This window comes from Archangium primigenium (assembly GCF_016904885.1).
GTDB lineage: Bacteria > Myxococcota > Myxococcia > Myxococcales > Myxococcaceae > Cystobacter > Cystobacter primigenius.
The window spans coordinates 1,567,448-1,580,531 of sequence record NZ_JADWYI010000001.1; the positions used below are offsets into that span (position 1 = coordinate 1,567,448).

Below are 13,084 nucleotides of genomic sequence, written 5' to 3' on the forward strand. Positions count from 1 at the left end.
CTCAGGCGCTCTTGCGGTTGAGGAGGTTGCCCATCTTGGACAGCAGCTGCTTGCCGGCGTCCGGCGTGGGCTCGGGCGGCGGGGCCCCCGGGCGCTTGCCCGTCACCATCATCTCCACCTCGTCGGGGCTCTCCGCGTACAGGCGCGCCGTCTCCAGGGTGGTGCGGCCCGAGCGCACCAGCTCCGCGAGCGAGTCGTCGAAGCGCACGATGCCCAGGCTCTTGCCGCGCTGCTGCAGGGAGGGAATCTGGAACGTCTTGTTGTCGCGGATGAGGTTGCCGAGCGCCACCGAGCCGGGCAGCAGCTCCGCGGCGGCCACGAGGCTCCGGCCGTCCGTGGAGGGCATCAGCCGCTGGCTCACGATGAGGCGCAGGCTGCTGGCGAGCGTCATGCGCACCTGGGCCTGGTCGCCCGGGGGGAACAGGTCGATGAGCCGGTCGATCGTCTTGGCGGCGCTCGGCGTGTTCATGGTGCTCACCAGCAGGTGGCCCGTCTCGCTCGCGGCGAGCGCCATGCGCACCGTCTCCGTGTCGCGCAGCTCGCCCACCAGGATGACGTCCGGATCCTCGCGCAGGCTGCCCTTGAGGGCGCTCGCGAAGCTCTTGGTGTGCGTGCCCACCTCGCGCTGGCTCAAGAGCGCCTTCTTGCGCGGGTGGAGGTACTCGACGGGGTCCTCCACGGTGAGCACGTGGTGCGTGGTGTCGCGGTTGATGATGTCCACGATGGCCGCCAGCGTGCTCGTCTTGCCGTGGCCCGAGGGGCCGGTGACGACGATGAGGCCCTGGTGGTGGTGGCACGCCTTGGCGATGTCCGCGGGCAGCCCGAGCGACTCGAGCGTGGGGATGTCGCGCGAGATGAGCCGGAAGCATCCTTTATAGCCGGTGCGCTGGCGCGAGATGTTGACGCGGAAGCGGCCGGACTCGCCCAGGTCCAGCGAGAAGTCGCAGCTGCCCTCGCGCTCGAGCACCGGCCGCAGCCGCGCGGGCACGTGGGGCAGGAGCATCTTCTCCACCATCTCGGGCAGGAGGCCCTCGCCGTGGGGCAGCAGCTCCCCCACGAGCCGGAAGAGCGGGGGCCGTCCGGCGACGATGTGCAGGTCGCTGGCGCCCACCGCCCGGGCGTCCTCCAGGAGCATGCCCAGGTTGCCCGTGGACTCGGGCCGCACGACGAGCCGGGGCCCGGGCGGCGGCTCGGGCGCGGGCTCGGGCTCGTCGGGCAGGGGGATGGTGTCGGCGGGCGCGGGCGCGGCGGGTTTGGCCGTGGGGAGGATCTGCATGCCCGCCCGGGGCCCCTTGGCGGCGGGCGCGGCCGGCGGGGCGGGGGCGGCCGGAGCGGGGGGGGCCGGAGCGCGCGCGGCGGGCGGGGCGGCGGGCGCGCGGGCCGGAGTGGCGGCGGCGGCGGCGGCCGGAGCGCGCGCGGCGGGGGCGGGAGCCGGGGCCGGAGCGGGCGCCGGGGCCGGGACGGGCTCGTTGCGCACGATGCGCACGTTGATGACGTCCCCGCGACGCAGCGCGCCCACGATCAGCGGCCCCTGCCCCTCGAGCCGCACGGCCCACTGGCTGGGCTTGTCGGAGAGCGTGGCCACGCGGGCGTCTCCCACCAGGCCGCGCAGGGCCTCGTGCAGGGCCTCGGGGGTGATGAGCGTGTCGTCCACGGACTCGAAGCCGCCGCCCGTCTTCACCAGGGGGGTGCGGCCACTGATGAGGGCCAGCTCCAGCACGCCCGGGCGGCTCAGGTGTCGCAACAGTTCCGTGAAGGTCTTCATGTCTCGGGCTCACCCTCGTCACGGCCCGCGGGACAGTGCGCTCCCGGGGCGGCGGAGTGCAGCATAGCCGGGATTTTCGCGGCTGACTGCGTGGGCGGGCCCCGGGTGGCCGCAGGCCGGACGGGGGGGCGGCGGGGCAGGGGGCCCCGAATGAGGACGCCCGGCCTGGCACCCTCGGGAGAGGGGCCGGACCGGGCGTCATCGGCACGACGGTGGCGGGGTCAGCGGCTCACAGCTCACGCGACATGAGCAGGCGCAGCTTGCCGGACTTCTTGGACACCACGGTGGCCACCGTGGTGAACCCCGAGGCGCGGTAGAAGTTCACCGCCGCCGAGTTGGCGGGGTCCACGCGCAGGGCAATCGTCTTGCGGTACATGTCCTGGGCCACCTGGATGCCCTTGGTGAGCACCGCCTTGCCGAGGCCCCGCCGGCGCAGCTCCGGCTTGATGACGATGTTGCGCATGTACGCGGCACCGGGCACCGGGCCGTCGCGCTCCACCGTCACGTACCCCACCACCTGGTTCTGCACCTTGGCCACGTGGAGGAACGGCCTGAGCCCCGTCAGGGCCTTCATGCTCTCCTCCAGCTTCTCGCCGCGGCCCAGCCACGGCTCGGAGTTGGCGCGCAGCGCGGCCACGGACGCCATGTCCTCGTCGGTCGGGGCGTTGTACTTCACCGCCAGCGACAAATCGTTGGGCAGGTTGGCCATGTCTGGCACCGGCATCGCAGCCACCTCCACGCCCGTTTCCACCTGCTTCATCGTCATGCCTTGCTCCTCCATTGCACTCAGGATCCTAACCGCTTCGCCACCGCTCGTGCACGTCCCAGGGTTTGGCGTACATTTCCCCTCATCGGGGGTGGGGTGCCAGACTCCCTCAAACTGCGCACGCGGCTCCAGCATTCCAAGGCCGCCCGCTCTCCGCTTCTTCCGGAGGCTCCCCCATGCGACAAACGGGGGGACGGCTTTCAATGCTGAACACCTTTCACTATAAAAAAACGCCCGCATCGAGCGCGCTGGCCCTACCCTTCCCCTTCCCCCTGGCGCCCTGAGCTCCGCACGTGCAACTCAACCACGCCCAGCGCGAACTCACCTTGAAGATCGTCTACTACGGGCCCGGGCTCAGTGGGAAGACGACGAACCTGCGCTGCATCCACGCGCGTGCCCGGCCGGAAGCTCGTGGCCGGTTGCTCAGCGTGGAGACGCACGAGGATCGCACCCTGTTCTTCGACCTGCTGCCGGTGTTCTTCACCAGCAGCTCCGGCTTCAAGGTGAAGCTCAAGCTCTTCACCGTGCCCGGACAGGTCGTCCACGACGCCACGCGCCGCGTGGTGCTGCAGAACGCGGACGCGGTCGCCTTCATCGCCGACAGCCGCCGCAGCGCCGCGGCGGAGAACAACGCCTCCTGGCGGCGCCTGCGCGCCAACATGCGGGAGAATGGTCTGGATGCCTCCCAGGTGCCGGTGGTCATCCAGTTCAACAAGCGCGACCTGCCCGACGCCCAGACGGACGAGGAGCTGGAGGCGGCGCGCCAGCGGGGCGCGGAGCCCATCCTGGGCGCGGTGGCGCTCCGGGGAGAAGGTGTGATGGAGACGCTGCACGCGCTCTTGCAGTCCGCCTGGCGCAACCTGGACGAGCGCACGCGCCTGGCGCGCAACGTGGGCCTGCGTGAACAGGAATTCCTCACCCACATCTTCCAGCAGATGGACCTCACGGGCACCGACCTGGCGTCCCTCTACCCGCCCTCCTCCGGGGGGCAGTCCCGATGAGCGCCGACAAGCCGGGCGTGGTGGACGGGGGCGCCGAGCACGCGGGGCTCGCCCTGCAGCGCAAGCTGTCGCTCGTGGACCTGCTGGACCCGCTCACCTTCGGGGACGTGGTGGACAGCCTGGGCACGCTCTTCCACGTGGGCGTGCGGGTCATCGACGAGCGCGGGCGCACGCTCGCGGACACCGAGGGGCCGGGCCAGGAGCTGTGTGACGCGCTGGACGCCACGGCCCAGGGCCGCGCGCGCCGGGGCGCCGCGGTGGAGCGGCTGGGCGAGGCCTCGTCGGGCGCGCTGGCGGCCGAGCCCTGGTCGCACCCCTGCCTGGGGGGCCTGCGCTACCTGGGCCTGCCCATCGTGTGGGACGGCGACGTGCTCGGGCGCGTGGTACTCGGGCCCTTCGTGGCCGAGGAGGCCGGCGACGCCGCCGAGGGGCTCGCCCTGGTGGAAGGCCTGGACGTGGCGCGCGCGCGCGGCTGGCTCGCGGGCGTGCGGCGCCTGTCCGAGGCGGACGTGGCGCGGGTGCGCACGCACCTCGCCCAGGTGCTCGCGGCGCTCCTGGCCGCGGGTCAGAAGTCCTACCTCACCGGCCAGCTGCACCTGGAGGCCATGCTGGAGACCCAGCGCGAGCTGGAGTCGCAGAACACGCAGCTCATCCGCCTCAACCAGCGGCTCAAGGAGTCGGACCGCAGCAAGTCCAGCTTCCTGTCCACGGTGAGCCACGAGCTGCGCACGCCCCTGGCCTCCATCATCGGCTACTCGGAGATGCTGGCCGAGGGCCTGGTGGGCGGGCTCAACCCCGAGCAGATGCAGTTCGTGCGCACCATCATGGAGAAGGGCAACACGCTGCTCAAGCTCATCTCCTCCATCCTCGACATGAGCCAGATCGAGGCGGGCAAGGTGCGGCTCGCCTTCGAGTGGGTGGACGTGCAGGAGCTGGTGGAGAGCGCCATCACCAGCGTGATGCCGCAGGCGCAGCGCAAGGGCCTCACGCTCCAGCAGCGCATGCCCGCGGTGGTGCAGGCGCGGGTGGTGGGGGACCGCGAGAAGCTGCGGCAGGTGGTGGTGAACCTCCTGGCCAACGCGGTGAAGTTCACCCCGGGCCAGGGCCGCATCGACGTGCGCCTGTCGGACCTGGGCCCGCGCGCGGAGCTGGGCGTCACCGGCTACGCCATCGAGGTGGAGGACACCGGCGTGGGCATCCCCGAGGGCCAGCGCGACCGCATCTTCCAGAGCTTCTACCAGGTGGACGACAGCCCCACGCGCGAGTACGGCGGCGCGGGGCTCGGGCTCGCCATCGTGAAGAGCTACGTGGAGGGCCACGGCGGTCAGGTCTCCGTGCGCAGCGAGGTGGGCCGCGGCTCGTGCTTCCGCGTGGTGCTGCCCAAGGAGCCGCCCCTCTCCAGCCAGGGCCCGGCCTACATCCCTCCGCCCGTGGACACCGAGCCCGAGCGCTTCTGAGCGCCCCCGCGCTGCGCTCCCACCGGATCATCCCCGCCCCGCTGTAATCCCTCACAGGGGAAGAATTCCCGTGACCGGCGAATGATGCGCTGTGTCTTGAATGGACACCGCCTCAGAGGAATTCCGCTGAACTCATAAGCCGTTCATGCAACGCTTGCCGTCCGTTGATTGAAACGGATGTCAGGCGAGGCTCGACGGACAGTGGAAGCTCGGACGCGCGCCTGGCGCCGGAGACGTGCAGTCCTCGAGTCGGAGTCGCCATGAGTCACACCCCGCCGTGCCCCTCGCCTCGACTGGCCGGGTACGCGCCGCTGTCCGCCCTGGCCGTCGTGTTGTGGGCCACGGTCTCGTTCGCTCAACCCGCGGGTCTGCCCGGCTTCGAGTTGGAACGTCTGGAGTTGAATCCCAATGGCAAGGGCTCCTTGGTGGTGGGCACCGGTGAGCTGCTGCCGCCCGGAGGCTTCCGCCTGTCGCTCGCGGGCCACTACCAGCGCAACCCCCTGGTGCTCTACGCGGACGGCAATCGCGTGGGCACGCTCGTGTCGGACCGGGTCCTCGGCCACCTGCTGCTCGCCTGGACGCCGCTGACGTGGCTGGAGCTCGATGCCCACCTGCCCCTGGTGGCCTGGCAGCGCGGCGAGGACCTGTCGGGCCGGGGCTTCGGCGCGCCCGCGACCACGGGCCTCGGCACGCCCTCGGCGGCCGTGCGCGTGGGCCTGCTCGCCCAGCGGCGCCAGCAGCCCCTGGACCTGTCGCTGGAGCTGGGGGTGGGGCTGCCCCTGGGCAGCGCGGAGACGCTGTCGCGCGATGGCACCTTCCGCTTCACGCCCCGCCTGGCGCTGGGCCGGCGCTTTGGCTTCTTGCGCGCGGGCCTCGAGGTGGGCGCCCTGGTGCGGCCCGCCACCGTGCTCTACGAGGACTTCAACATCGAGGACGAGCTGGGCAACGAGGTGCGCCTGGGCGCGGTGCTCGCCACCACGAACCGGGGCCTGCGCGGCGAGCTCAACGTGCGCGGCTCCGTGCCGCTCACCGCGCAGGGCCGGTCCATGGAGGTGCTCGCCGGTCTGCGCCTGCCCGCGGGCGAGTCCGCGGAGCTCTACCTGCTGGGCGGCCCGGGGTTTGGCAACGCGCCCGGCACGCCCTTCTTCCGGGTGCTGCTCGGCGTGGCCTTTGGCGGCATGGATCCGGACACCTCGCGCCTGGATGACGATGGCGACGGCATCATCAACCGCGACGACGCGTGCCCCCAGGAGCCGGGCCTCGTGGAGCTCAAGGGCTGCCCGGTGCGTGACACGGACGGCGACGGCATCCTCGACCCCAAGGACAAGTGCCCCCTGCAGGCCGGTCCCCCCGAGACCCAGGGCTGCCCCGTGCAGGACCGGGACGGCGACGGCCTCGAGGACGACAAGGACAAGTGCCCCCTGGAGCCCGGCCCGCGCGAGCGTCAGGGCTGCCCGGTGAAGGACACGGACGGCGACGGCATCGAGGACGACAAGGACAAGTGCCCCCGCGAGGCGGGTCCGGTGGCGCGCCAGGGCTGCCCGGTGAAGGACACGGACGGCGACGGCGTGGTGGACGAGCGCGATGCCTGCCCGAACGAGGCGGGCCTCGTGGAGCTGCGCGGCTGCCCGGCCAAGGACACGGACGGCGACGGCGTGGAGGACCACCTGGACAACTGCCCCACGGAGAAGGGCACCGCGGCCAACCAGGGCTGCCCGGCCAAGGAGAAGCAGTTCGTCGTCATCCAGAAGAACGAGCTGAAGATCAAGCAGGCGGTCTTCTTCGCCACCGCCAAGGCCATCATCCGGCCGCGCTCCTACAAGCTGCTCAACCAGGTGGCGCGCGTCATCCAGCAGCACCCGGAGATCGAGAAGATCGTCGTCGAGGGCCACACGGACACCCGGGGCAAGGCGGAGACCAACCGCAAGCTGTCGCTCGCGCGGGCCGAGTCGGTGCGCAAGTACCTCGTCAAGCGGGGCGTGGACGAGCGGCGCCTGGACGCCCAGGGCTACGGCCCGGACCGGCCCATCGCGACGAACAAGACGTCCAAGGGCCGCGCCATCAACCGCCGCGTGGTGTTCTCCATCGTCAATTCCGACAGTCCGCAGTCGCCGTAGGAGGCACGGGTCATGAGCAACGCATTCACGACGAAATGGCTGGCCACCGCCCTGGGGGTGATGGCCCTGGGCGGGCTCGAGGCCCGGGCGGAGCCGGACACCTTCGGGGTGGGCTCGGGCCGCAGCGGGCCGCTCGCGGTGACCACGGCCAACACCGTCATCAACGCCTACGCGCCCGTGACGGCGGCCCTGGCGCGCAACGCCACGGCCATCTCCGTGGGCACGTGCGTGGGCGACCCCTGCTTCGCGGACGGGGACCTCGTCCTCGTCTACCAGGCGACGGGCCTCGTGCCCGCGCCCGAGTCGGGCAAGGAGGACCCCATCGACCTGACCGGCAGCGCCGCGGGCCGCTGGGAGTTGGCGCGCCTCAAGTCGGTGTCGCCCGCGGCCGCCCCCACGCGGCTGGAGCTGGCCGCGCCGCTCGTGAATGCCTTCGCGGCCAACGTCACCCAGGTCATCCGGGTGCCGGAGTACACCTCCGTGAGCATTCCCGCGGGGCGCAGCCTCACGGCCTCCGCCTGGAATGGCAGCACGGGCGGCGTCGTCGCCTTCCTGGCCCAGAACGAGGTGAACAACCAGGGCACCATCACCGTGGACAGCCAGGGTTTCCGAGGCGGCCAGTTCTCCGCGGGAGACGGGGCCCGGGGATGCTCCGAACTGGACGAGCCGGCCCCTGGCGGCGCCCAGAAGGGCGAGGGACTGGGCGGGCCCGCGCGCTATGGCGCGGCCTTCGCCGGGCGCGGCAACGTGGCCAATGGCGCGGGCGGCGCGGTGTGCTACCGCTCTGGAGGCGGGGGCGGCGGCAATGGTGGCGCGGGCGGACACGGCGGCCGCTCGGATGGCGCGTTGGACCCGGGATCCACGCCCGGCGCGGGTCGGGACGTGGGGGGCCTGGGCGGCACCGCGCTCCGCATCCCGGCGCTGACCCACTTCACCTTCGGCGGCGGCGGCGGCGCGGGTCATGGCCTCTCGTCGGTGGGCCCGGCGGGCTCGGGGGGCGGCATCGTCTTCTTCCGCGCCAACCAGCTCTCGGGCGCGGGCTCCATCACCGCCTTGGGCGGGGCCGTGGGCACCTTCCCCGAGGGCGGCAGCGGGGGCGGGGCCGGCGGCTCCATCCACGCGCGCATCGTCCGGTCCGCCGTCTGCGGCGCGGTCTACGCCAACGGCGGCATCGGCGGCACCTCGTCCTCCGCGCGGGTGGGTCCGGGCGGCGGCGGCGGCGGCGGTCAGGTGCTGTTCCAGGCGGCCCCGGGAGGCGCCTGCGCGCTCCTGGCCACGGGCGCCAACGCCGGCACGCAGCAGGTCCCGGCGGATGGGTCCTACGGGGCGATCTCGGGCTCCATCAACACGCCCGCCGAGAAGAAGTACGGCTTCATCATTCCCGCGCCTCCCACGGTGGCCACGCCGGCCAAGAACCTCATCACCAACAATGTCCGGCCCCGCATCACCGGCACGGCGCGCATCTACGCGGAGGCCGCGCCCAACACCGAGGTCATCGTCTTCCTGGATGGCGTGGAAATCGGCCGGGTGATGTCCGATGCGACGGGCGCGTATGCGCTCGACATGCCCCGGGACCTCGACGAGCGCGAGCACCGCGTGGAGGCCGCCATCGTGGTGGACGCCGCGCAGAGCCTCAACGGCTCGCCCAACACCTTCCTCGTGGACATCACGCCCCCGAAGACCACCATCTCCGGCCCCAACGGCGCCATCCGCGAGCGCGACCCGAAGTTCGAGTTCGGCGCGAGCGAGGACGTCGTGGCCTACACGTGCAGCCTGGACGGCGCGGCCTTCACGCCCTGTCCGGCCGATGGCGTCTTCCCGGGGCTCGGGGACGGCGCGCACTCGCTCCAGGTGCGCTCCGAGGACCGCGCCGGCAACGTGGGCCAGCCCACCACCCAGAACTTCCGGGTCACCGTGGAGGACCTCGCGCTGTTCGGCGATGGCGTCGGGTGCTCGGCCACGGGCCGTGACGGCTCGCTGCTCGTGCTCTCGCTGGGCGCGCTCGTCCTGGGCCTGCGCCGTCGCGGCGGATCCGCGCGCTGAGCATGCGGCCGGCGACGCCCGCGGATGCCGCCGTCGTCGTGCGCCTCATGTGCACGGCGATCGGCGACATCGCGCACACCCTGTCCGGCACCCGGGACAAGGCCGAGACCCTGCGGGTGCTCGAGGCCTTCTTCACCCAGCCGGGCAACCGCGTGAGCCACGAGCACGTGTCGGTGCTTGAAGAGGACGGGCGGGTAGTCGGCTTCTTGTCGGCCTACCATGGCGCGGACATCCCCCGGCTGGACCAGCCCTTCATCGATCGGCTGCTCGCGCGGGGGCAGGATCCGAGCGGCGTCGTGCCCGAGGCCCGGGCGGACGAGTACTATCTGGATTCGCTCGCCGTGGACGCGCGTTATCAAGGGCGAGGCCTCGGCTCCTTCCTGCTCGATGCCTTTGAACGAAAGGCCCGGGCCCTGGGCCACCCGAAGTTGCTCTTGTTGGTGGACCAGGAGAACACGAAGGCCCGGCGGCTGTACGAGCGGAGGGACTACCGCGCGGATGGCGCGTTGGTCCTCGGCGGCCATGTGTTCGATCGGATGGTCAAGGATGGCCTGGGGGCTTGAAATCAAGGAAAATAGGCGGTTAACACGGAGGGGCCCATCCCGAGCCTTCATCCACGCCCGGTCCTCCATCCGGGATGAGCGAGGTTTTCCCCGTTCGAATCGACCCGTCCAGACGCGCGCATGACTCCTTCCTCTCCGCCCCTCGCGGTTCCCGCCGACACCCGGACCGACGACGTCCCGCCCGACGAGCTCGAGGCGGCCTTGCGGCGTGAGGGGGCGGCGCGTCTGGCCGCGGAGCAGGCCCTGGGTCGCGAGTACGCGGCACGCACCGAGCGTGAGGCGAACCTGCTGGCGACGCTCGCCGCCGCGCGCATGGGCACCTGGCGCATGGACGCGTACACCGGCCAGGTGACGTGGGACGCCGCGCTCAACGAATTGCTGGGGCTGCCGGCGGTGTCCGGCTCGGGGCCCACGCCCGGGTGGCGCCGGTGGGTGCACCCCGAGGACGAGGGCCGGGTCGACGCCGAGCTGCGGCGGGCCCTGCGCGAGGCGAGCGGCTTCTCGCTGGACTACCGGATCGTCCGGCCCGACGGCGGGGTGCGCTGGATGCGCGACCGGGGCGGCGTGCTGTTCGGCGAGGATGGCACCCCGCGCTACCTCACGGGCGTGGCCTCGGACATCTCCGCCGACAAGCAGGCCGAGCAGGACGCCCTGGTCCACGCGGACCTGGATCAGCGGCTCATCGGCATCGTCTCGCACGACCTGCGCAATCCCCTGAGCGCCATCATCATGGGGGCGCACATGCTGATGCACCGGGTGAAGGAGGACGCCAAGTCCCGCCAGGTGGTGACGCACCTGCTGTCGAGCGCCGAGCGCTGCCATCGCATGGTGCGCGACCTGCTCGACTACACCCAGGCGGAGCTCGGCGGGGGCATCCGCATCGAGTCCCGGCCGCTCGACTTCCACGCGCTCGTCGCGCAGGCGGTCCAGGAGGTGCGCCTGAGCTTCGGTCCGGACCGCGACTTCCACGTCCGGCACGAGGGGGACGCCACCGGCGAGTGGGACGCGGATCGCCTCACCCAGGTCATCACCAACCTGGTGTGCAACGCGGTGAACTACAGCCCCGAGAACACCCCCATCGAGGTCACCTCCTCGGGGGACGACACGCACGTGGTCTTCTCGGTGCGCAACCAGGGCGAGCCCATTCCCCTGGAGCTGCGCACCCGCATCTTCGAGCCCATGACGCGGGGGCTCTCCCGCGGCGCCCAGGTCAGCCGGGGCGTGGGGCTGGGGCTGTACATCGTCAAGCACCTGGTGGACGCGCACGAGGGCCGCGTGGACGTGGAGTCCTCCGAGGCCCAGGGCACGTGCTTCTCCATCCGGCTGCCGCGTCAGCGCACCGCGCGGCGGCCGTGAGGGCGCCGAGGGCTCAGGGGCCCGTCTGCACGCCGAAGTGCTCGGTCCCCCGGGGCGTGCGGCCGTAGGCCTCGCCCGGAGCCAGGGGCGCGAGCCACAGCAGATCCAGCGCCACCATCCCGTCGGCCGCGTACAGCGAGAGCTCGGGGGCCTTGGGATCCAGGAGGGCGCCCAGGTGCTCGGGGCCCACGGCGTCCTGGTGGAACGTCACCACCTCGCCCGGGGCGAGCATGCGCGCGGGCAGGGTCCACTGGCCGGGCACGCGGGTGAATCCGGAGAGCTGCAGGCCGCCCAATTCCTGGGGCTGGGTGCTCCGGTTGTAGAGCTGCACCCAGAAGGTGCCCGAGGCGTCGCGGCCCACGCGGTCGATGACGAGCGCGGTGTTGCCGTGCTGCTCCAGGTCGCGCAGGTGCTCCAGCAGCCAGGCGCGGCGCTCGCGCACGTAGCGGCGCAGGTACTCGACGCTGCGCGCGACGTGGTCCCGGCTGACGTAGGGATCCTTCGTGTGGCCGGAGGCGTCCGGGGTGATGAAGGGCGCGAGCAGGGCGTGCTGGGCCTCCACGCGCTTGCCGATGTTCTCCTCGGTGAACCACGTGTCCAGGAGCTGGCGCAGTCGGGCGGCGTAGCGCGCGCGCAGCGTGGGGTCATCGTAGATGCGCGTGGAGAGCGTGCTCCAGCCGGGCTTCATGTCCTCCATGCCGGGGAACTGACGGCGCTCGGCGGCGAGCACGTACACGCGCGGATCGTAGGGCGTGAAGCTGAAGAGCGGGTGGGCCCGCTTGACGCCCTGGATGACGGGGTTGGTGCGGTTGTAGAGCGAGAGGGCGTTGTTCAGGTCCCACGGCACGAACGTCCACTTCTGGGTCGCGCGGTCGTAGACGAGGTAGCTCCGGGTGTCGCCCTGGAGATCCTGGGCGATGAGCGTCTCCATGGCGAGCCAGGTGAGGTAGTCGTCCAGCTCCAGCGTGCGCTCGAGCAGGGCGGGCAGCGCGTGCGGCGGCGTCTTCTGCAACTCCTCGAGGAACGCCCACAGCTCGGTCCAGGGCTGGGTCTCGTTCGTCTTCTTGTCCCAGGGCTCCTGGTACTCCTCCTGGGGCGGCGGGCGCAGCTCCCCGTCGTGCATGCCGGCGCGGTACAGGTCGCTGTCCGCGTCGAACCCGTGGGCCTTGAGGAAGTCCTTGTTCACGGACTCCAGCTCCGTGAACACGCCCTCGTAGCGGGTGATGACGGTGCCGTCGGGCTGCCGCAGGTGGAGCTTCACGTGGGCATAGCGGGCCGTGGACGCGCGCAGGCCGAGGCTCGCCGCCATGTCGAACCACAGCTTCTCGGTGAGGTATCCGCTGTCCTTCCACGTGGCGAGCAACTCGATGTTCTTCTTGCCCTCGAAGCGGTCCGCCTTGTCGAACTTCACGTCCCAGGACTTCTTCACGATGCGCGGGTCCGTCTTGGTGGACCGCCCGCGGAAGCTCAGCTCCGCCGTGTACTCGCGGCCCTCGCGGATGAAGCGTCCCTTCACGCTGAAGTCCTTGGACGGTGGATCGTGGATGTGCGCGTGAAGGGCGTCGTAGTCCGCTTGGCTCAGGTTCAGCTCATAGACGGGTAAGGTGGTCTGCAGGGCGGGCCAGCGGGGAGATTCGGGCGTGGGCCGGGGCTCGGGCGGCGTGACCGGATTGGACGGCAGTTCCTCCTGCTGGGGACCGGAGGGCGGCCGGGTCTCGTCCGGGCCGCGGGGCGGCGTGCCGGGCGTGCCCGGGGCCACGTCGCTGACGCCCGGGGCCGGAAAGCGGGGCTCCGACTGCCCCGTGGGACCACCGCACGCGCTCGTCAGCAACATCAGTCCAGCCAGAAGTGGGATTCGCATGGCGGGAATCCCTCAGCAAGCAGCGCGCCAGGGCGGACTCCTTGTCCAGCAGGGGCATCGGGCTCGTTTCACGGGGAGGCGTGGGAAAACAATTCGCCCTCCCGGACAGTGGGATGCCCAAGCAGTTCACCCCCATGCCCAGGGGGCCGTGGCAT

The 13,084-nt window shown here is 71.7% G+C and carries 9 protein-coding genes; 6 read left to right on the forward strand and 3 right to left on the reverse strand.

Going from position 1 to position 13,084, the window contains the following annotated elements:
- Position 1: 1 nt before the first annotated feature.
- Both I3V78_RS06750 and I3V78_RS06755 read right to left on the reverse strand, forming a co-directional pair.
- Complete coding sequence (locus I3V78_RS06750; protein WP_204485489.1) at positions 2–1,765, reverse strand: type IV pilus twitching motility protein PilT; 1,764 nt, start codon at positions 1,763–1,765, stop codon at positions 2–4.
- Positions 1,766–1,994: 229 nt separating this feature from the next.
- Positions 1,995–2,531 carry a GNAT family N-acetyltransferase gene (locus I3V78_RS06755; RefSeq protein ID WP_204485490.1) on the reverse strand — a complete coding sequence of 179 codons (537 nt, stop codon included), beginning with the start codon at positions 2,529–2,531 and terminating at the stop codon, positions 1,995–1,997.
- A 293-nt stretch (positions 2,532–2,824) separates the two neighbouring features.
- On the opposite strand from I3V78_RS06755, the gene I3V78_RS06760 reads away from it, so the two are divergent.
- The 6 genes from I3V78_RS06760 (at position 2,825) to I3V78_RS06785 (ending at position 11,068) form a co-directional block, all read left to right on the forward strand.
- On the forward strand, positions 2,825–3,532 hold the full coding sequence (locus tag I3V78_RS06760) for a GTPase domain-containing protein (protein ID WP_204485491.1): 708 nt from the start codon (positions 2,825–2,827) through the stop codon (positions 3,530–3,532).
- The gene (locus I3V78_RS06765) at positions 3,529–4,989 is read left to right on the forward strand and encodes an ATP-binding protein (RefSeq protein ID WP_204485492.1); all 1,461 of its coding nucleotides are present in this window, start codon (positions 3,529–3,531) and stop codon (positions 4,987–4,989) included. Before I3V78_RS06760 ends, I3V78_RS06765 begins: the two co-directional genes overlap by 4 nt.
- 260 nt (positions 4,990–5,249) lie before the next feature.
- Positions 5,250–7,106, forward strand: coding sequence for an OmpA family protein (locus I3V78_RS06770; RefSeq protein ID WP_204485493.1), 1,857 nt, complete (start codon positions 5,250–5,252; stop codon positions 7,104–7,106).
- Positions 7,107–7,118: 12 nt separating this feature from the next.
- On the forward strand, positions 7,119–9,149 hold the full coding sequence (gene agmC, locus I3V78_RS06775; protein ID WP_204485494.1) for an adventurous gliding motility protein AgmC: 2,031 nt from the start codon (positions 7,119–7,121) through the stop codon (positions 9,147–9,149).
- A gap of 2 nt (positions 9,150–9,151) precedes the next feature.
- Entirely contained in the window at positions 9,152–9,712 is a 561-nt protein-coding gene (locus tag I3V78_RS06780) for a GNAT family N-acetyltransferase (protein ID WP_204485495.1), read from the forward strand.
- A gap of 120 nt (positions 9,713–9,832) precedes the next feature.
- Entirely contained in the window at positions 9,833–11,068 is a 1,236-nt protein-coding gene (locus tag I3V78_RS06785) for a sensor histidine kinase (protein ID WP_204485496.1), read from the forward strand.
- 13 nt (positions 11,069–11,081) lie between these two features.
- Here I3V78_RS06785 and I3V78_RS06790 read toward each other — a convergent pair whose 3' ends face one another.
- Positions 11,082–12,929, reverse strand: coding sequence for a CotH kinase family protein (locus I3V78_RS06790; RefSeq protein ID WP_204485497.1), 1,848 nt, complete (start codon positions 12,927–12,929; stop codon positions 11,082–11,084).
- Positions 12,930–13,084: the final 155 nt, after the last annotated feature.

Coding starts and splice junctions, on each gene's coding strand:
- I3V78_RS06755 (WP_204485490.1), bottom strand. CDS start 2,531: ATGACGATGAAGCAGGTGGAAACGGGCGTGGAGGTGGCTGCGATGCCG.
- I3V78_RS06785 (WP_204485496.1), top strand. CDS start 9,833: ATGACTCCTTCCTCTCCGCCCCTCGCGGTTCCCGCCGACACCCGGACC.
- I3V78_RS06780 (WP_204485495.1), top strand. CDS start 9,152: ATGCGGCCGGCGACGCCCGCGGATGCCGCCGTCGTCGTGCGCCTCATG.
- I3V78_RS06750 (WP_204485489.1), bottom strand. CDS start 1,765: ATGAAGACCTTCACGGAACTGTTGCGACACCTGAGCCGCCCGGGCGTG.
- I3V78_RS06790 (WP_204485497.1), bottom strand. CDS start 12,929: ATGCGAATCCCACTTCTGGCTGGACTGATGTTGCTGACGAGCGCGTGC.
- agmC (WP_204485494.1), top strand. CDS start 7,119: ATGAGCAACGCATTCACGACGAAATGGCTGGCCACCGCCCTGGGGGTG.
- I3V78_RS06765 (WP_204485492.1), top strand. CDS start 3,529: ATGAGCGCCGACAAGCCGGGCGTGGTGGACGGGGGCGCCGAGCACGCG.
- I3V78_RS06770 (WP_204485493.1), top strand. CDS start 5,250: ATGAGTCACACCCCGCCGTGCCCCTCGCCTCGACTGGCCGGGTACGCG.